The following is a 17,805-nucleotide window of genomic DNA, read 5'->3' on the forward strand; positions in this document are numbered from 1 at the left end:
CATCCTATGAAGCCGACGGGCCTTTCCCGGCATCTGCTCTCCCCGGCCGCGGCAGCGTCGCCAGCGACACCACCAGGACCACCATCGCGCAGCCCAGGAGCAGGTAGCCGTGGAGGTTGGCCGCGACCAGGTAGTCGCCCTCGCCGAGCCGCACCGAGAAGTAGCCGACGGTCCCCGCCCAGGCCACCCCGAACGGCGCGCGCGCCCACCAGCCGCCGGGCAGGGCGACCAGCGACGCGACGGTCGCGACCACGCCGAGCACCAGACCCCACCACGCGCCGTGCAGCACGACCGTCGCCAGGCCCGTCGCCGCGCCGAGGACGAGGAGGCCGAGCGCGGCGAGGGCCTTCACGCCTCAGACGCCGGCGAAGAGGTCGGTCTCGAGGCCGTCCTCGCCCAGCTCGCCGCGGGTGCCCTTGGCGATCCGGTAGTACTCGATCCCCCACGCCGTCGAGCCCACGTTGTTGGACAGCGCGAAGAACGGCCCGTCGGTCGTGATCTGGGTCTTGTGCGCCGCCAGCGCCTGCATCTTCTGCTCGTGGAAGCCCTGCGCGTCGACGGCGGCGGCGAGGTTCTCGTCGCTGGTGACGAACGGCGGCAGCTTGCCGTCGGGGTCCATCCCCTCGAACGTCGTGGTGTCGCCGGCGTCGCGCAGGGAGCGCAGCCCAGCGCGCATGCGCGTCTCGGACATGGCGCCCCAGTAGATCTTGGCGATGTCCCAGGCCTCGCCCAGGTCGCGGCGGTACGACGGCACGGCGGCCAGCGCGGCGCCGTAGGTCGCGACGCGGTGGGCCTGGATGTGGTCGGGGTGGCCGTAGCCGCCGAACTCGTCGTAGGTGACCAGGACCTGCGGGCGGACCTCGCGGATCACCTCGACCAGGTGGGTCGCCGCCTCGGTCAGGTCGGCGCTCCAGAACGCGTTGGGCCGCAGGTCGTCCGCGGCCACGGCGTGCCCGTCCTCGTGCCACTTCATGCCCGAGTCGCGGTAGGTGCCGAACCCGCCGAGGTAGCGGTGGTCGGTCACCCCGAGCGCGGCCATGGCGTCGGCCAGCTCGCCGCGGCGGTGCTCCCCGAGGGTGTCGTCCTGGTCGGCGGCGAGGTGCTCGAGCTCGGGCACCAGGATCTCGCCCATCTCGCCGCCGGTGCAGGTGACGAGCGTGACCCCGCGCCCCTCGGCGACGTACTTGGCCATCGTGGCGCCCTGACCGATGGACTCGTCGTCGGGGTGGGCGTGGACGAGGAGCATCCGGTGTCGCGGCGTCTCGGTCATGACGGGAAGCGTAATGATGGTCCCCATGCGCCGTTCGCCCGTGTCAGCCCTCAGCCTGCTCGCCGTCTGCTCGCTCGTCGGATCACTGGCCGGCTGCAGCCTGATCCCAGGCTCCAGCTCGGACCTCGAGGACGCCCTGGAGGTGGTCCCGGCCGACGCCACGTCGGTGACCTTCGTCGGCCGCGCCGCGATCGCCGAGCGCCTCGACGTCGAGGTCGAGACGGGCGCCGACGACCGCGAGCTCGGTCGCTACCTCCAGGCCGTGGACGAGGCGGGGGTCGCGACCCGACTGACGTCCTATCTCGGGGTCATGGGGGACGCCGCGCTCAGCGACGCCGACATCGTCTGGGAGGTCAGTGGCAGCGGCCAGGACGACGAGGGCCTGTGGACGGTCTGGAAGACCGACGACGACCTCGACCTGGACGAGGTGGGCGACGACCTGGTCGACGCCGGCTACGACGAGTCCGAGACCGGCGGGGAGCGCCGCTTCAGGGCCGAGCTCGCCGCGGCGGACCCGGAGACCTCGCTCGTGGGCGACCGCTACCCCGTGGCCGTCATGGGCGACGTCGTGCTGGTGCCCGACGAGCACCTGGTCCTCACCGGGCCCGCCGTCGAGGCCACCCTGGACGTCGTCCAGGACGACGAGGACTCGCTGGTCGACGGCCAGGACTTCGAGGATGTCGTGAACGCCGTCGACGACGCGGAGTTCGCCCACCTGCGTCGCGACATCGACTGCGGGGCGGTCCAGGGCCGCAGGAGCCCTCCCACTCCTGACCCGACGCTGGAGGGCCTGGCACGTCCCGAGGCCACAGGGTTCTTCGTCCACGGCGACGACGCCGAGACGACGACCGTGCTGGCCTTCGAGGATGACGACACCGCCGAGGCCGACGCCGAGGCGCGCGGGGCGTGGCTCGAGGACGGCCTGCTGCTGCAGTCGCAGCGGCCCGTCGCCGACGTCGCCACCTGGGACATCGAGCACGACGGGTCGCTCGTGCGCATCGACGAGGACCTGAAGGGGGGCGTGCGCTTCGGCATCGAGCTGGCCCTGGCCGACGACGGCTTCACCCGGTGCGCGCCCGAGGGCTGAGACGGGCGCTCGTCCCATGGGGTCTCGGGACCGTCGCAGCGCGACCTCCTCGACTGCGGGGGACTTCCGGAGGTTGAGGAGGCTCCGCTAGGAACCGTCGCGGAATCTCCGCTTGGGCTGCGTCGGCAGGTCCAGCGGTGCCGGCGCGGTGGGCGGCTCGGGGACGTCGCGGTCCAGCCAGCCGTCGTACTCGTCGACGAGCACCTCCACCACGAACGCCGGCGCGTCGCTGAGCACCGCCCACGGGTGGTCCTCGTCGTCGTCCTCGCCCTGCAGGCGCTCGCGCACGACGCTGGCCTCGAACCCGTCGCGGGTGAGCCGGTCGGCCATGGCGCGGGCGTGCTCCTCCTCGAACACGATGGCCCGCAGCAGCGGCTCGGGTGACCCGAGCCTCGCGGCGAGCTCGGAGAGGAACGGCCGGTCGGGCTCCAGCCAGTCGACGTCCGCGAGCTCGTCGCGCGTCAGCCAGCGCACCTCGTCGTGCTCGGTCGGCTCGGGCTCCCCCGCGACCAGCCGCACCAGGGCGACGGACAGCTCGTGGGTGGTACCGATCGGCACCCGCCCCGCCAGCCAGTCGGTGACCTCGACCGTGCAGCCGAGCTCCTCGGCGACCTCGCGCACGAGCGCGTCACCGGGCAGCTCGCCGTCCTCGACCTTGCCGCCGGGCAGCTCCCAGCGTCCGGCCGCCTCGGGCGGCGACGTACGGCGTGCGGCCAGCACCCGCGCGTGGCGCACAAGGGCGGCTCCGACGACCTGCTTCACGGGTCCGAGCCTAGGCCGTGGCGACGTCGGTGCCGGTGGGTACCGTCCAGCCATGACCGCCCCCGGCGTCCACCTGACCCGCACCGACGAGAACGCCGACGAGATCGACGCGCTCGCGCGGCTGCTCGGCGGACGCGTGCCGATGGCCGGCGTCCTCGACGACCTCGACCGCAACGGCCGCCGCACCTGGGCGCCGGGTCGTGCCGTGCACCGCGCCTACACCTTCGACGCCCGCGACCGCCGCGACAAGCGGTGGTGGCCGCAGGGCGTCACCACCTCCGCGGACGCCTCGCCGAGCGGCGAGGTCGCCGGACGGCGGCTGGTGGTCGTGGCGTGGTACGCCAAGCAGCTGCCCGGCGACGCGACCGGCAACCACGGCGTGCGGATCACGCTCTTCGACCTCGACAGCCGCGACTACCGCCACGTGCTGCTGGTGGTGCCGCAGATGAAGGACGGCGTGCTCGGGCTGGCGCCGCTGCGGGTGCACGCGGGCGGGATCGTGTGGTTCGGCGACCACCTGCACGTCGCCGCCACGGCCAAGGGCTTCATGACCTGCCGGATGACCGACCTGATGCGGGTGCCCGACGAGGTCGCCGGCGAGCGCGCGTCGTTCGGCATCGAGGGCGACCGGGTGGCCTCCTTCGGCTACCGCTACGTCCTGCCCGTGCGCTTCTCCTACCGCGCCCTGGCCGACGAGGGTGAGGAGCGGCTGCGCTACTCGTTCATGTCGCTCGACCGCGCCGCCTCGCCGCCCGAGCTCGTCGCCGGTGAGTACGCCGGCCGCGGGCGGACGCGCCGGCTGGCGCGCTTCTCGCTCGACCCCGAGACGACCCTCCTGGCGACCGCCGACGACGGCCGGTCGACGCCGATGACTCTCGACGAGGGCGTCTTCCGCATGCAGGGCGCGGCGGTGGCCCGCGGGCGCTACCACGTGACGGTGTCGCGGACGCCGCACTGGCCGGGGTCGGTCTACGCCGGCACTCCGGGGGCGATGCGCGAGCACCGCTTCGCGACGCCCATGGGTCCGGAGGACCTGGCCTACTGGCCCCAGACCGACCTGCTGTGGTCGGTCACCGAGCACCCCCGGCGCCGGTGGATCTTCGCGATGCGGCGGTCCTGGTTCGACCGCTAGTCATACGGCCAGGTCAGGCGCGGGGCAGGAGCGCGAGCTGGCGGCTCTGCGCCACCAGGCGACCCGCGGAGTCCCAGACCTCGCAGTCCTCCTCGAACATCCCGCCGGCGACGTTGCGGCTCTCGTGGCGCACCCGCAACCAGCCCGGCGCCGGCTTGGCGCGCACGTGGGCGGTGAGCTCCAGCGTCGGCGCCCAGCCCGGTCCCCCGATGTTGAAGGTGACCGGCGGCAGCGAGTCGAGCACCATCAGCAGGGAGACGGGGTCCGGCTCACGGCCGTCCTCCAGCTTGAACCAGGCGCTCATCACCGCCTCGCCGCTGGGCCGGCCGACGGTCCAGCCGACCTGGTCGGGGTGGAAGCGCATGTCGAAGCGCCCCATCAGCGGCGCGATCCGGCGTACCTCCTCGGGCGCCATCGAGCTGGGCACGCAGTCCTCCACCGGCGGCAGCACGAACGGCCTGGCGGTCGTCCGCACGTCGTCGGCGCTGCGGTCGAGGTCGCCGTACGTCGCCAGCACGGTGATCCGGTCCTGGCCGTCCTGGCGCAGGTCGGCGGCGACCGTCGACGTGCTGCCACCCGACCGCCGTACGGTCACGTCGACGGTGGCCGGCCCGGGCGTCGCGGCGGAGAGGAAGTAGGCACTCACCACCAGCGGGTCGGGCTTGTCGGGCAGCGCCGTACGCAGGGCGTTGCCCGCGACCGCGAGCAGGTAGCCGCCGTTGACGCCGCCGCCGACCACCCAGCCGGCGTCGAGCTCGGCGGCGTAGCGTCCGTCCCCGTCGGGGGTCACCGCTGTGGTCCGATCGAACACCGAAGGCATGCCCGCGAGCCTAGGCCGCGCCGGGTGCGCCACCATGGGCGCATGGGTGTCTACGACGTCGGCGACGAGCCCGACCCGCGCTACTCGCTCGCCAACGAGCGCACGTTCCTGGCGTGGGTGCGCACCACCCTGGCGATGCTCGCCGGCTCGGTGGCTCTGCACTCGCTCGGCATCCCCACCGCCGACTGGCTGCGCAACGCGCTGGTCGTGGGGCTGGCCGTCTTCGGCGGCCTGATGAGCGCCCTGGCCTATCGGCGCTGGGCGCAGGTCGAGCGGGCCATGCGCCGGCGCGAGCCGCTCCCCCGCTTCGGCCTCGGGCTCGTCGTCACCGTCGCGCTCGTGCTCGTCTCGGTCCTGCTCGCCGTCACGCTGGTGGTCTGAGCGCGCCTGGAGGATAAGGAAGGCGCGCGCCCGGGGGTTGAGGAAGGCGCGAAGCGCCTGTCTCGAAACCCCTCAGCGCGTGACCTCTACCGTCACGACCGACCCCGGCTCCACGACCGTCCCGGGCGCAGGGGAGGCCGCCAGCACGAACCCCGGCGGGATGTCCCGGGTGGGCTCCGGGACGACCTTCGCCACCAGCCCGGCCTCCTGGACGGCACGGACGTAGCGCCTCCCGGCCTTGGTCTGGTCGGGGTGCTCGTAGTTGGCCGGCGAGATCCCGGGCACGGCGACGTGCGAGTCCAGGACGACGATGCGGCTCAGCGCCTCGTCGACGGCCCGCTGCGACACCGTGGACGTCGCCTCGAAGACCACGCCCTCGGCCGGCAGCTGGACCCGCGAGCTGAAGACGTCTCGTCCCGCGTAGGTCTCCGACCCGGTCGACGCCGTGTGCAGCGCCTGCTCGCCGTCGACCTCGACGCGGCTCCACTCCAGGAGCTGGTCGAGGTCGTTCGGGACGCGGAGCGTGACGCTGGTGACCTCGGCGGGGTACGCCGCCGAGCACGTCTCGACCACGCCGACGTCGACGACGACCGTGTCCCGCGTGGGGACGCCGCAGCGCGTCGCGTTGGTGCCCCACGCGTCCGGGACGGCGATCGCCGCCCGGCCCATGCCGACCCACCGGAAGCCGGCGGGTGGCACGTCCGGCGACGCACCGTCGGAGGCCACCGGCGCCGGGTCCCGCCCCGGGTCGGACGCGCTCGGCCAGAGCGCGACCGCGCCGACGACCGCCGCGGCCGCGGCGGCGGCGACCAGCACGCCGTACGAGCGGCGGCGCCGGCCTCCACGGTGGATCTCGGCGAGCGGCGGCGGGCCCACGGCGACGTCGGCGGCGCGGGCCTCGAGGAGGTCGCTCAAGGTCTGGTCGTCCATGCGGTGCTCGTTCACGTCATCTCCTGGTGGTCGGCGAGGTCCGGGTCGGCGGCGAGCGTCGACAGGGCACGCGAGAGGCGGCTCTTGACCGTCCCGGGCGCGACGTCGAGCGCGTCGGCCATCTGGAGCTCGGTGAGGTTGGCGTAGTAGCGCAGGACGACGGCCGCTCGCTGGTCGGCGGTGAGCCGGTCCAGCGCCCGGTCGACGGCGTCACGCATGAGGACGGCACCGGTCGCGTCGGCGACGGCGACCTCCGGGAGGTGCTCGGTCGGGCGCTCGCCGCGCCACCGCCGGCGGCGGGTGTCGGTGAAGGTGTTGACGAGGACCCGGTAGACGTAGGCGTCGCGGTCGTCGGCGCGCTGCACCCGCGACCAGCTGGCCAGGCAACGGGTGAGCGCGGTCTGCACGACGTCCTGCGCCTCGTGCTCGTCGCAGCCGAGCAGCACCGCGGCGCGCACCAGTCGCGGCCAGCGCGCGGCCACGAGCTCGTCGAACTCCTCCATCGGCCCTCCTCGTCCTCACTCCTGCGACGTGCCGGAGGTGGTGCGGGGTTCCGTCGCGGTCGCGGAGGTCGCCACGAACCCCAGGAATGCTGGTTTGTCGCGCGACCCGATGGCAAGAGCACCTGGGGCGGATCGGCGTCGAGCTCGGGCCCTGCTGCGCCGGAGGTTCTGGGGCAGAACTGTCGCTTCTGGGCCGCTATTTCGCCCCAGAACGTCAGGTTTTTCAGCATCTGCTGAAAACCCTGCTGCCGCTACAACCGCTGGTCGCCCGTGATCGCCAGCCCGCCGTCGGACTGCTCGACGAACAGCCGGCGCACCTCGGTCTGCGAGGACCCGTCGGTGGTGTAGGTGAGGGTCACGTCGACGACGCCGGGCTCGGCCTCCTCGGCGCCGTCGACCGAGACCGAGTCGACACCGGCCCAGAAGCCGTCGAAGGAGTCGCGGCCCACCTCGTCCTGGAACGACGGCGACAGCCGCTGCCAGGCGGCGTCGGTGTCCCCGGGCAGCAGACCGTAGTACTCCTGGGCGAACGCCGTCGCGTCCGACGACGCGGGCGGCGCCGGCTCCTCCTCCGGAGGCTGGTCCGCCGACTCCTCGGGCGTCTCCTCCGGGGTGCTCTCCGCAGGCGGCTTCGGCGACTCCTGCTGGCCACCGCCGCGTCCCGTCGGCGACCCCGACGACGAGGGGTCGTCCGAGGCCGTGTCGGAGCCCGACCCGTCGTCCTGGAGCACCAGGAAGGCGATCCCGGCGACCAGCAGGAGCAGCACCACCACGCCGGCCACGAGCAGCCCCCCACGACGGCGCGGCTCCTCGCCGGGCGGCACGGGCGGCGCGGGCGGCGCGGGCGCGACGGGCTCGACGACCGGCTCCTCCACGACGGTCGCCGGGCCGAGGTCGGCGGCGGGCCGAGCCGAGGTCGTGGTCGGCCCGGACGAGGCCCGGTGCAGCTCGGCGGCGCACTCCGCCATCGTCGGGCGCGCGGCCGGGTCGGTGTCCATCATCCGCGAGATGGGCCGGCGCAGCGGCCCGGCGGCCTGCGGCTGCGGCGGCGCCTCGTGCGCGATCAGGGCCATCAGCGCGAGCGGGTTGGACTGCGAGGGGTACGGCGAGTGCCCCTCGACCGCCGCGAACAGCGTGGCGCCCAGCCCCCACACGTCCGAGGCGGGCGTGGCGTCGGAGCCGCGCGCCAGCTCGGGCGCGAAGTACGCCGGGGTGCCGGTCATCAGGCCGGTCTGGGTCAGCTTGTCGTCGCCGGCGCCGCGGGCGATGCCGAAGTCGCTGATCTTGGCCGTGCCGTCGTCGCCGACCAGGACGTTGCCGGGCTTCACGTCACGGTGGACGGTCCCGGCGGCGTGGGCGACCGCGAGGCCGTCGGCGACCTGGGCGCCGATCCGCGCGACGCGATCGGGCGGGAGCGGGCCCTCGTCGGCCACGAGCTCGGACAGGGTGCGCCCGGGGACGTACTCCATCACCAGCCACAGGTGGTCACCCTCCTCCACCGCGTCGTAGACGGAGACGACGTTCGGGTGGTTGAGGGCGGCCGAGGAGCGGGCCTCGCGCATCGCACGGGCCAGGTGGGGCAGCGACTCGCCGGGCAGGCGGCCGACGCGCTTGAGCGCGACGGCGCGGCCCAGGCGCTCGTCGTGGGCGAGCCACACGCTGCCCATGCCGCCGCGGCCGACCTCACGCTCGACGCGGTACCGCCCCCCGATGGGCTCCGTGGGCAGGGCTGTTCCAGGAGAGTCCATTCCGACCACTACCCAGGACGGCCGCCTCGCAGTACGGCGGGCGGCCCCTCAAGCGGTGTCGCAGGTCAGGCGGCGCGGCGCTGCAGCGGCAGCAGGTGGGTCTTGCCCTCGCGCTGGGCCACCATGAAGGTCGCCTCGGCGTCGTAGCCGGCGGCCAGCTCGTCCACGGTCGCCTGGTCGTCGGACTCCACCGCGGAGTTGATGGCGCGCACGTAGCGGGAGTGCAGCTCGTTCAGGTCGTCGATCAGTCGTGTCGTCATATCTGGTTCAGCGCTGCGCGAGGCCCGTTCGTTCCCGGATCGGCCCGGATGTGACCAACATCAAGGGCGCTCAGCCCACGCTGGGCAGGTCCGGCAGCGTCGGCTCGTGCAGCCAGGCGTCGAACAGCGCGCCGAGGTCGGCGTCGGTGTGCCGGGCGGCGAAGGCGATCAGCTCGGAGGTCGACACGCTGCCGCCGCGGTGCTCGGCGACCCAGGCACGCAGCAGCGCGAAGAAGGCGTCGTCGCCGACGGTCAGCCGTACGGCGTGCAGGGTGAGCGCGCCGCGCTTGTAGACCCGGTCGTCGAACATCAGCTCCGGTCCCGGATCCGACAGCACCAGGTCCTGGTCGAGCTCGGCGAGCCGCTCGTGGTGGCGTCGCGCCCAGGTCTCCGCGGACTCCCCGCCGGACGCCTCGGACCACAGCCACTCGCTGTAGCAGGCGAAGCCCTCATGCAGCCAGATGTCGCGCCAGGACCCGAGGGTGACGGCGTTGCCGAACCACTGGTGCGCGAGCTCGTGGGCCACCAGCCGCACGCAGTCCCAGTCGTCGGTGAGGAAGTTGCGGCCGAACGTCGACAGCGACTGCGACTCGAGCGGGATCTCGAGGTCGTCGGCGGTCACGACCACGGCGTACGAGCCGAACGGGTAGGGCCCGAACAGCTCGACGAACGTCGCCATCATCTCCGGCTGCCGGCCGAAGGCGGCCTCGAACCCGTCGCCCGCGTCGGCGGGCACGGCGACCGTCATCGGCACCGGCGACTCGAGCTCGCGGATCTCGTAGCGCCCGATCTGCACGGTCGCGAGGTAGGTGGCCATGGGCTCGGCCTGCTCGTAGGACCAGCTCACCGTGCTCCCGCGGCGCTGCCGCGAGCGCAGCCGGCCGTTGGAGACGACCGTGTAGTCGGGGTGGGTCCGCACGACGATCTCGTAGGACGCCTTGTCGCTGGGCCGGTCGTTGCAGGGGAACCACGTCGGCGCGCCGTGGGGCTGCCCCGCGACGATGACCCCGTCCTCGAGCTCCTCCCAGCCGGCGTCGCCCAGGTGCTTGTCGTCCACCGGCTCCGGCCGGCCGTCGTACTTCACGAGCAGCCGGAACGTCGTGCCGGCGGGCAGCGCGTCCCGCAGGGTCACCACGAGCCGGTCCTGCCGCGTGGCGTACTTCGCCGGCGCCTTGCCGTCGACGGTCACCTTGGTGACGTCGAGGTGGGCGAGGTCCAGCACCACCCGGTCGAGGTCCTCCTCCGCGGTGGCCTCGATGACCGCCTGACCCTGCAGCCGGTTGCCGGCCAGGTCGTAGGTGAGGTCGAGGGCGTAGTGCGTGGCGCTCCAGGACGGGTCGCCGTGACCGGGGACGTAGGGGTCGGCGGTGGGGAGGTCGGAGCTGCGGGCGAGCTTCACGAGGTGGTGTTCCACGGGCCGATGGGGTTGCCGATCCAGGTCGTCTTGTCCGGCACGGACTCGCCCCTCATCACCAGTGACACGGGGCCGACCGTAGCGTGCCGACCGAGCGTCGCGGCGGGCAGGATGACGCTGTTGGGTCCGAGCGTCGCACCGCGCCGCAGCACCACCCGGTCCATGCTGAGGGTGCGGTCGTGGAAGAGGTGGGTCTGCACCACGCTGCCGCGGTTGACCGTCGCGCCGTCGCCGAGCTCGACCAGGTCGGTCTCGGGCAGCCAGTAGGTCTCGCACCAGACCCCGCGCCCGATCCGGGCGCCCATCGAGCGGAACCACACGTTGAGCAGCGGGCTGCCCGCGACCGACCGCGCGAACCACGGCGCCGCCACGACCTCGACGAAGGTGTCGGCCAGCTCGTTGCGCCACACCAGCGAGCTCCACAGGGGGTGCCCGCCGACCCGGTGGCGGCCGACGAGGACCCACTTGGCCAGCGTGCTGACGGCGGCCGCGGCGACCCCGGCCAGGGCGAGGACGCCGCCGGCGAGGACGACGGCGGCCACGACGCCCGCCCGGTCCAGCAGCGCGGTGAGCGTCACCGCGACCAGCACGGCGATCCCGGCTCCGACCGCCACGGGGACGACCCGGCAGAGCTCGACGAGCGCCCGGGCCACCCGCAGCCGCGTCGGCGGCTCGTAGGTGCGACCCACGTCGCCCGCTTGCGCCGTACGCCGCAGCGCGGTCGGCGGGCTGCCGAGCCAGGACTCCCCCGACTGCGCCCCCTTGCGGCGCGGCGCGGCCGAGAGCACCGCCACCAGGGAGGCCTTGGGCACGCGGCGCCCGGGGGCGGCCATGCCGGAGTTGCCGACGAACGCGCGCTTGCCGATCTTGACCCGCTCGACGCGCAGCCAGCCGCCGCCGAGCTCGTAGCCGCCGAGCAGCGTGTCGTCGGCGAGGAACGCCTGGTCGTTGACCTGGGTGAGCTTGGGCACCAGCAGCACCGTCGACGCCTCGACGTCCGCGCCGATGCGCGCCCCCAGCAGCCGGAGCCAGAGCGGGGTGAGGCTGGAGGAGTAGAGCGGGAAGAGCCAGGTGCGGGCCTCGTCGAGCACCCGCATCGTCGCCCACACCGCGAGGGCGGGCCGGCTGCGCACGGGATGGACACCGGCCTCGATCGAGAGCCCCGCGAGGCGCACGACCGCCAGCACCAGCGCCGCGAGGACGACCAGTGCGACGACGGTGCTCACCGGCAGCCAGGCCAGGAGGCGCAGCACGTCGGCGTAGCCGCTCGGCTCGGCGACCAGCAGCGGGACCGCCGCCCCGGCGACGACCGCGACCAGGGGCAGCAGCGCGAGGCCGATCGCGACCAGCCCGTAGGCGGCCACCCACGAGCGGCTCGCCTCCGGTCGCGCCGACCACGGGCCGCGGGCGCGGCGGGTGACCAGGGCCGCCGGCGAGCCGGACCAGTACTCGCCCTCCGGCACGGCCCCGAACGTCGCCGAGCCCGGGGCGATCTCGGCGTCCGCGCCGATGTCGGTGCCGGGGCACAGCATGCTGCGCGCCCCCACCCGGGCGCGTGGGCCGACCCGGATGCCGCCCACGTGGACGACGTCGCCGTCGACCCAGTAGCCGGTGAGGTCGACCTCCGGCTCGATCGAGCAGCCGCGTCCCAGCCGGAGCATGCCCGTCACCGGCGGCACGCTGTGCAGGTCGACGTCGCGCCCCACCTGGGCGCCGAGCAGCCGGGCGTACCAGGTCATCCACGGCGCGCCCGCGAGTGTGACCGGGCCGAGCTGGTCGGCAGCGTGCTGGGCCAGCCACAGCCGCAGGTGCAGCCTGCCGCCGCGGGGGTGGTCGCCCTCGGTGACCGGGCGGAGCAGGACGCGCGCGAGCCCGGCCGCGAGGACCATGCGGCCCGGAGGGCTGACGAAGACCGCCCACCCCACCGCGAGCAGCGCCCACGAGGGGCTGGGGAGCCAGTCCAGGCCGAGGACGGACGCCAGCACGTGGCAGCCGAGGCCGAGCAGGACCAGCCAGCGCGGACCGGCCAGCGCCCGCAGCAGCACGGTCGCGACCACCTGTCCCGCCTGGGTCTTGAGCGGGGTTGGCGGCACGGTGCGCTCGGAGGTCGGGCCCGCCTCGCCCAGCTGGTCGAGGTAGGTCGCCAGCGCGCCGAGCGTCGGGTTCTCGTAGACGTCGGCGACGACGACCTCGGGGTAGGTGCCGCGCAGCCGCGACACCAGCTGCGCGGAGGTGAGGCTGCCGCCGCCCAGGTCGAAGAAGTCGTCGGTCAGCGACGTGGCGTCCGCCGCCAGGACGTCGCGCCACAGCTCGGCGACCCGGGCCGCGGTGCCGTCGAGGCGACCGGCCGTGCTGGGCACCGCGGCCAGGGGCCACGGCAGCGCGTCACGGTCGACCTTGCCGGACGTCTTGGTGGGCAGCGCCTCCACCACGGCCACGCGCGGCACCAGCGCGGCCGGCATCGACCGCCGCAGCGACTCGACCGCCCGGGCCTGGTCGAAGGTGGAGTCCACGGTCGCGTAGCCCACCAGCACGCTCGTGCCCGCCTTCGTACGGCGCACGGCCGCGGCCGCGGAGGTCACGCCCGGCAGCGCGAGCAGCGCGCTGTCGATCTCGCCGAGCTCGATGCGCCGACCGCCCAGCTTGACCTGGTCGTCGGCGCGGCCGCCGAACAGCAGGCCCGCGGGCTCGAACACCACGAGGTCCCCGCTGCGGTAGGCCCGCTCCCAGCCGAGGGTCGGCATGGCGGCGTACTTCTCGGCGTCCTTGGCAGGGTCCAGGTAGCGCGCGAGCCCGACGCCGCCGATGATCAGCTCGCCGGTCTCCCCCACCGCCACGTGCGCACCGGCCTCGTCGACGACGGCCAGGTCCCAGCCGTCCAGCGGCAGCCCGATCGGCACCGGGCCCTCGCCCGTGAGCCGCGCGGCGCACGCCACCACCGTGGCCTCGGTGGGGCCGTAGGTGTTCCAGACCTCGCGGTCCGCGGCGACCAGCCGCGCGGCCAGCTCGGGCGGGCACGCCTCGCCGCCCATGATCAGCAGGCGCACGCCGGTCAGCGACTCGGTCGGCCAGAGCGCGACCAGGGTCGGCACGGTCGAGACGACGCTGACCCGGTTGGCCACCAGCCACTGGCCGACGTCGATCCCGCTGCGCACGAGCGCCCGCGGCGCCGGCACGAGGCAGGCGCCGTGGCGCCAGGCCAGCCACATCTCCTCGCAGGAGGCGTCGAAGGCGACCGACAGCCCCGCCATCACCCGGTCGCCGACGCCCAGGGGCTCGTCGCGCAGGAAGAGCCTGGCCTCCGCGTCGACGAAGGCCGCCGCCGACCGGTGCGTGACCGCCACACCCTTGGGCGTCCCGGTCGAGCCCGAGGTGAAGATCACCCAGGCGTCGTCGTCGGGTCCCGGCGGGTCGGGCTCGGCGGCCTCGCGCTCACGCCGTACGTCCACGGCGAGGTCGTTGCCGACGACCGCCACGACCCGGGCCTCGTCGAAGACGACGCGCGCGCGCTCGTCGGGGTCGTCCACGTCGACGGGCACGTACGCCGCGCCGGCCAGGAGGATGCCGAGCACGGCGACGTAGAGGTCGGTCGTGCCCGAGCTGACCCGCACCCCGACCTTGTCACCGGGGCCGATCCCGTGCTCGTGCAGCTCGAGCGCGAGCGCGTCGGCCGCCTGCTCCAGCTCGGCGTAGGTGAGCATCCCGTTGCCGGCGTCGACCGCCGGCTCGTCGGCCGCCCGCTCGACCGTCGTCCGGAACACGCCGACCAGCGTCCGGGGCCGCGGCGCCCGGTCGCCTCGCAGCAGCGGGGAGGTCGTGGAGGCGGTCGTCACCCCGGTACGTTGTCGGACCGACGTGAACGGGAGGTGTCCGGTCTCAGCCGCGACGCCGCTTCACGGTGTAGCGCACCGTGGTCGACGCGCTGTTGCCCGCGCGGTCGACGGCGGTCGCGACCACGGTGTAGCGGTTGCCGCTGCGCGTCCGACGGAGCGTGCACGACGCGACGCCCGACAGCGAGTCCGTGCCGACGCAGCGCGGCTTGGGCGCCCGACCGGTGTAGACCTTGCGGTGCTTGACGCCGGCGACCCTCACCTTCGGGTCCACCCGGTCGATGTCGACGTCGGTCACGGCGACGGCGGCCGAGCCGCCGTCCCCGGTCCCGACGGTGCGGGTCACCGACTGGTTCGCCCGGCTGGCGGACAGGGTCACCGGAGCCGGGCACGGCGTCGTCAGGGCGGAGCTGCCGGCGGCGCAGGTGAAGGTCACCGTGACCGGCGTCCGGTACCAGCCCGAGCGGCTGCGAGGAGCGCTCGAGGTCACGCGGGCCGTGATCGCCGGGTCGGTGCGGGTGGCCTCACCCGCGGAGCCGGCGAGGTCGTCGCTGCCGGAGTACGTGGCCGTGACCGTGTGCGTCGTCCCGGTGGCGAGGACCCGGTCCACCTGGGCGACGCCGCCCACGACCGGCGCGGTGCCCACCGGGGTGCCGTCGGCGACGAAGGTGACGGTGCCGCTCGGGGTGCCGGCGCCCGGGGCCGTCACGGCGACCGACGCCGTCAGGGTGTCCGGACCGATCACGACCTCGGTGGCGGTCAGGGCCTTGCCCACCGCGACCGACTGGGTGTCGGAGCCGGCGAGGTGGCCGGGGCCGCCCGCCTGGTCGGCGTCCACGACGCAGGTGCCCGGGTGGTCGAAGCGCACGGTCGCGCCGCTGATCGAGCAGACGGTGCTCGCGGCCGCGTCGATGGAGAGGACGACCGGGTTGCCCGAGGCGCCGCCCGTCGCGGTCACGTCGTACGTCTGCCCGACGACCGGCGCGGCCGGCGGCGTGGAGGTGATGTCGACGGCCTGCGGCGCCGCCGGGGGGACGGTGCAGCCGACGGTGCCGGCCCGCAGCGCGTGGCCGTCGGTGGCGGCGTCGTCGGCCCAGAAGACCGGCTTGCTGCCGGCCACGCACTCGGCCTGCGGCGTCGTCGTGAAGCCCTCGTTGTTGAGGTTCGGCATGCCGCTGGGCCGCTCGTAGTAGGCGCCGGCGACGAAGGTGCCCTGGGTGGCACCCGGGGCGGTGTCGATGCCGAAGCGCGACGAGCGACCGCCGCAGGTGTCGTCGCAGACGACCCACAGCTTCTGGGTCTCGGCCTCGAAGTGCAGGTCCATCACGCCGGGGAAGCCGCTGGCGAACGACGCGACCTGGGTGAAGGTGCCCGCGGAGTGGTCGAGGGCGTAGGCGTAGACCCGCCCGTTGCCCTCGAGCGCGACGAGGAAGAGGCCGGTGCCGTGGTTGGCGTAGGTGCCCGGCGAGTACGCTGCCCCGGTGGCCTCGTCCTTGAAGCCCTGCGCGGTCAGGTAGCTGTCCGGCACCCAGGCGATGCCCTCGAGGCCGGCGTTGGCGGCGACGGTGGGCAGGTCCGCGGTGAGGTTCCACTCGTGGGTGGCGGTGAGCGGGCCGGCGCCGCTGGGGTCGAAGCGCAGGATCGCGGGCCGGCTGACGCCGCTGGCGGTGTTGTCGCGCTCGGTGGCGACGTAGACGCCGCCGCTGGCGCCGCTGCCGGTCAGGGTGACGCCCTCGCTGTCGGGGGTGCCGGCACCACCGGGGTAGCGCAGTGCCTTGCCTGCGGCCCAGCCGTTGCTGGGGTCGCGGCCCCAGCGGGCGCCGTCCCAGACCAGGCGCTCGAGCACGCCGTCGCCGTTGTTGACGGCCCACAGCACGCCGCGCTCGGCCGAGCCCGACCCCTCGTACGCCAGGCCGCTCACGTCGCCGCCGAGCGCGCCCGCCTCGTCGACCGTCGTGACGGCCGAGCCCCCGGGCCAGGGGCCGGCGACGATGTCACCGGCGCAGACGTTGGCCGCACCCTTGGTCGCGACCTGGGTCGTGGCGAAGGCGCCGGTGCCGTTGGGGCAGCGGCCGTACGTCGTGGCGGCGTGCGCCGTCCACGTGTGGGAGTCGACGAGGGTCGTGCCGTCCGCGGCGAAGAGCCGCACGGAGTCGCTGCCGCCGAGCCCGAAGACGAAGCTCGCCTCGTCCAGGACCAGGTAGCCGCCGGCCGGGATGGTGGAGGCGGCGGGCAGCGTGTAGCCGGCCCCCTCGGCGCTGTCGCGCAGCACCCACCCGCTCACGTCGGCGGCGCCGGCGCCGTTGTTGACGAGCTCGACCCAGTCGCCGGGGGTGCCGCCGCTGGACTCCACCTCGTTGACCCGGACGGGGCTGGAGCAGTCGTTGGCCGCGCCCTTGGTCGTGGACGTGGTGGTCGTGAAGGCGCCAGTGCCGTCGGGGCAGCGGCCGTAGCTCGTCGCCGCGTGGGTGGCCCAGGTGTAGGAGGCGACCGGCGTCGTGGCGTCGGTGGCGAAGAGACGCACGGAGTCGGCGCCGCCGAGGCCGAAGCCGAAGTCGGCCTCGACGAAGACGTAGTAGCCGCCGGGGGCGACCGTGGTGCCCGCGGGCACGGTGAAGAACGCGTGGGTGTCGTCGCCGTCCTTGAACTTGAAGCCCGAGATGTCGACCGCGGTCGTGCCGGTGTTGATGACCTCGGCCCAGTCGCCGACCGGGTCGCCGTTGGACTCCACCTCGTTGAAGGTCACGCCGGCAGGTGCCACGACGCCGCAGTCGTTGGCCGCGCCGCGCGTGATGGTCGTCGTGGTGGTGAACGCGCCGGTGCCGTTCGGGCACCGCCCGTAGGTCGTCCCGGCCGCGTGCGCCGTCCAGGCGTAGGAGTCGAGGACCGTCGTGCCGTCGGTCCCGAAGAGACGCACGGTGTCGGACCCGCCGAGACCGAAGCCCGCGGCGGTGTCGACGTCGACCGCCAGCAGCCCGCCGGCGGGGATCGTCGTGCCCGCGGGCACCTCGACGAACGGGTGGGTGTCGTCGGCGTCCTTGAGCTTGAGCCCCGACGCGTCCACGGGCGAGGCGCTCGGGTTGACCAGCTCGACCCAGTCGAGGACGCCCGTGCCGCCGCTGGACTCGATCTCGTTGAGGCGCACGGGGCTGGAGCAGTCGTTGGCCGCGCCCTTGGTGGAGGTGGTCGTCGTGCGGAAGGCGCCGGTGGCGTCGGGGCAGCGGCCGTAGGTCGTGCCCGCGGCGTGGGCGGTCCAGGTGTGGGAGTCGATCAGGGTGGCGCCGTCGGCGCTGTAGAGCCGGATGCTGTCGCTGGCGCCGAGGCCGAAGTTGGCGGGGTTGGCCTTGTCGTCCACGTCGACCGCCAGGAAGCCACCGGCCGCGATCACCGTCCCGGACGGGAGGGCCAGGGTGCGCGTGTCGTCGTTGTCCTTGAGCCGCAGCCCGGACACGTCCGTGGGCGTCGTGCCGTGGTTGACCAGCTCGACCCAGTCGGAGGTGTCGCCGTTGGACTCCACCTCGTTGACCGCGATGCTCGTCAGCGGATCGGCGGCCGAGGCGGACGGCGCCGTCGCGGCGAGCAGCCCGGCCCCCAGGAGAGCGGCCAGGACGGCGGACAGGAGCGGGCGGCGCGGCGCAGCGGGCACGGAGGGTTCCTCGGAGGTCGGC

The 17,805-nt window shown here is 74.3% G+C and carries 14 protein-coding genes; 3 read left to right on the forward strand and 11 right to left on the reverse strand.

Annotated elements, in window-relative coordinates; genetic code table 11:
- Nucleotides 1-4 precede the first annotated feature (4 nt).
- Together E4622_RS07840 and mshB are read right to left on the reverse strand one after the other, a co-directional pair.
- Entirely contained in the window at nucleotides 5-352 is a 348-nt protein-coding gene (locus E4622_RS07840) for a hypothetical protein (protein ID WP_134739620.1), read from the reverse strand.
- A gap of 3 nt (nucleotides 353-355) precedes the next feature.
- Nucleotides 356-1,270 (reverse strand): N-acetyl-1-D-myo-inositol-2-amino-2-deoxy-alpha-D-glucopyranoside deacetylase, encoded by a 915-nt coding sequence (gene mshB / locus E4622_RS07845; RefSeq protein ID WP_134739622.1) that lies wholly within the window; start codon nucleotides 1,268-1,270, stop codon nucleotides 356-358.
- A gap of 25 nt (nucleotides 1,271-1,295) precedes the next feature.
- Between mshB and E4622_RS07850 the strand changes: the two genes are divergently transcribed.
- Entirely contained in the window at nucleotides 1,296-2,357 is a 1,062-nt protein-coding gene (locus E4622_RS07850; protein WP_134739624.1) for a hypothetical protein, read from the forward strand.
- Between the two features lie 87 nt (nucleotides 2,358-2,444).
- On the opposite strand, the gene E4622_RS07855 is transcribed toward E4622_RS07850, so the two are convergent.
- Complete coding sequence (locus E4622_RS07855) at nucleotides 2,445-3,119, reverse strand: (deoxy)nucleoside triphosphate pyrophosphohydrolase (protein WP_245155941.1); 675 nt, start codon at nucleotides 3,117-3,119, stop codon at nucleotides 2,445-2,447.
- Nucleotides 3,120-3,171: 52 nt separating this feature from the next.
- Here E4622_RS07855 and E4622_RS07860 point away from each other — a divergent pair, with 52 nt between their 5' ends.
- Entirely contained in the window at nucleotides 3,172-4,251 is a 1,080-nt protein-coding gene (locus E4622_RS07860; RefSeq protein WP_134739627.1) for a hypothetical protein, read from the forward strand.
- A gap of 13 nt (nucleotides 4,252-4,264) precedes the next feature.
- Here the strand turns inward: E4622_RS07860 and E4622_RS07865 are convergent, their stop codons facing one another.
- Nucleotides 4,265-5,071 (reverse strand): thioesterase family protein, encoded by an 807-nt coding sequence (locus E4622_RS07865; protein ID WP_134739629.1) that lies wholly within the window; start codon nucleotides 5,069-5,071, stop codon nucleotides 4,265-4,267.
- A 42-nt stretch (nucleotides 5,072-5,113) separates the two neighbouring features.
- On the opposite strand from E4622_RS07865, the gene E4622_RS07870 reads away from it, so the two are divergent.
- The gene (locus E4622_RS07870; RefSeq protein WP_134739631.1) at nucleotides 5,114-5,452 is read left to right on the forward strand and encodes a DUF202 domain-containing protein; all 339 of its coding nucleotides are present in this window, start codon (nucleotides 5,114-5,116) and stop codon (nucleotides 5,450-5,452) included.
- A gap of 72 nt (nucleotides 5,453-5,524) precedes the next feature.
- Here the strand turns inward: E4622_RS07870 and E4622_RS07875 are convergent, their stop codons facing one another.
- From E4622_RS07875 to E4622_RS23050, 7 genes are all read right to left on the reverse strand, one after another.
- The gene (locus E4622_RS07875; protein ID WP_134739632.1) at nucleotides 5,525-6,397 is read right to left on the reverse strand and encodes a PASTA domain-containing protein; all 873 of its coding nucleotides are present in this window, start codon (nucleotides 6,395-6,397) and stop codon (nucleotides 5,525-5,527) included.
- The gene (locus E4622_RS07880; protein WP_134739634.1) at nucleotides 6,394-6,885 is read right to left on the reverse strand and encodes a SigE family RNA polymerase sigma factor; all 492 of its coding nucleotides are present in this window, start codon (nucleotides 6,883-6,885) and stop codon (nucleotides 6,394-6,396) included. Before E4622_RS07880 ends, E4622_RS07875 begins: the two co-directional genes overlap by 4 nt.
- Before the next feature lie 251 nt (nucleotides 6,886-7,136).
- On the reverse strand, nucleotides 7,137-8,633 hold the full coding sequence (locus tag E4622_RS07885; protein ID WP_134739636.1) for a serine/threonine-protein kinase: 1,497 nt from the start codon (nucleotides 8,631-8,633) through the stop codon (nucleotides 7,137-7,139).
- 65 nt (nucleotides 8,634-8,698) lie between these two features.
- Nucleotides 8,699-8,893, reverse strand: a complete 195-nt coding sequence (locus E4622_RS07890) for a hypothetical protein (RefSeq protein ID WP_134739638.1) — start codon at nucleotides 8,891-8,893, stop codon at nucleotides 8,699-8,701.
- Nucleotides 8,894-8,963: 70 nt separating this feature from the next.
- Nucleotides 8,964-10,307 (reverse strand): M1 family metallopeptidase, encoded by a 1,344-nt coding sequence (locus E4622_RS07895; RefSeq protein ID WP_245155942.1) that lies wholly within the window; start codon nucleotides 10,305-10,307, stop codon nucleotides 8,964-8,966.
- The gene (locus tag E4622_RS07900) at nucleotides 10,289-14,140 is read right to left on the reverse strand and encodes a Pls/PosA family non-ribosomal peptide synthetase (protein ID WP_134739639.1); all 3,852 of its coding nucleotides are present in this window, start codon (nucleotides 14,138-14,140) and stop codon (nucleotides 10,289-10,291) included. Before E4622_RS07900 ends, E4622_RS07895 begins: the two co-directional genes overlap by 19 nt.
- Nucleotides 14,141-14,183: 43 nt before the next feature.
- Nucleotides 14,184-17,783 (reverse strand): lamin tail domain-containing protein, encoded by a 3,600-nt coding sequence (locus E4622_RS23050; RefSeq protein WP_209021839.1) that lies wholly within the window; start codon nucleotides 17,781-17,783, stop codon nucleotides 14,184-14,186.
- Nucleotides 17,784-17,805 lie beyond the last annotated feature (22 nt).

This window comes from Nocardioides sp. 503 (assembly GCF_004522095.1).
Taxonomy (GTDB): Bacteria; Actinomycetota; Actinomycetes; order Propionibacteriales; family Nocardioidaceae; genus Nocardioides.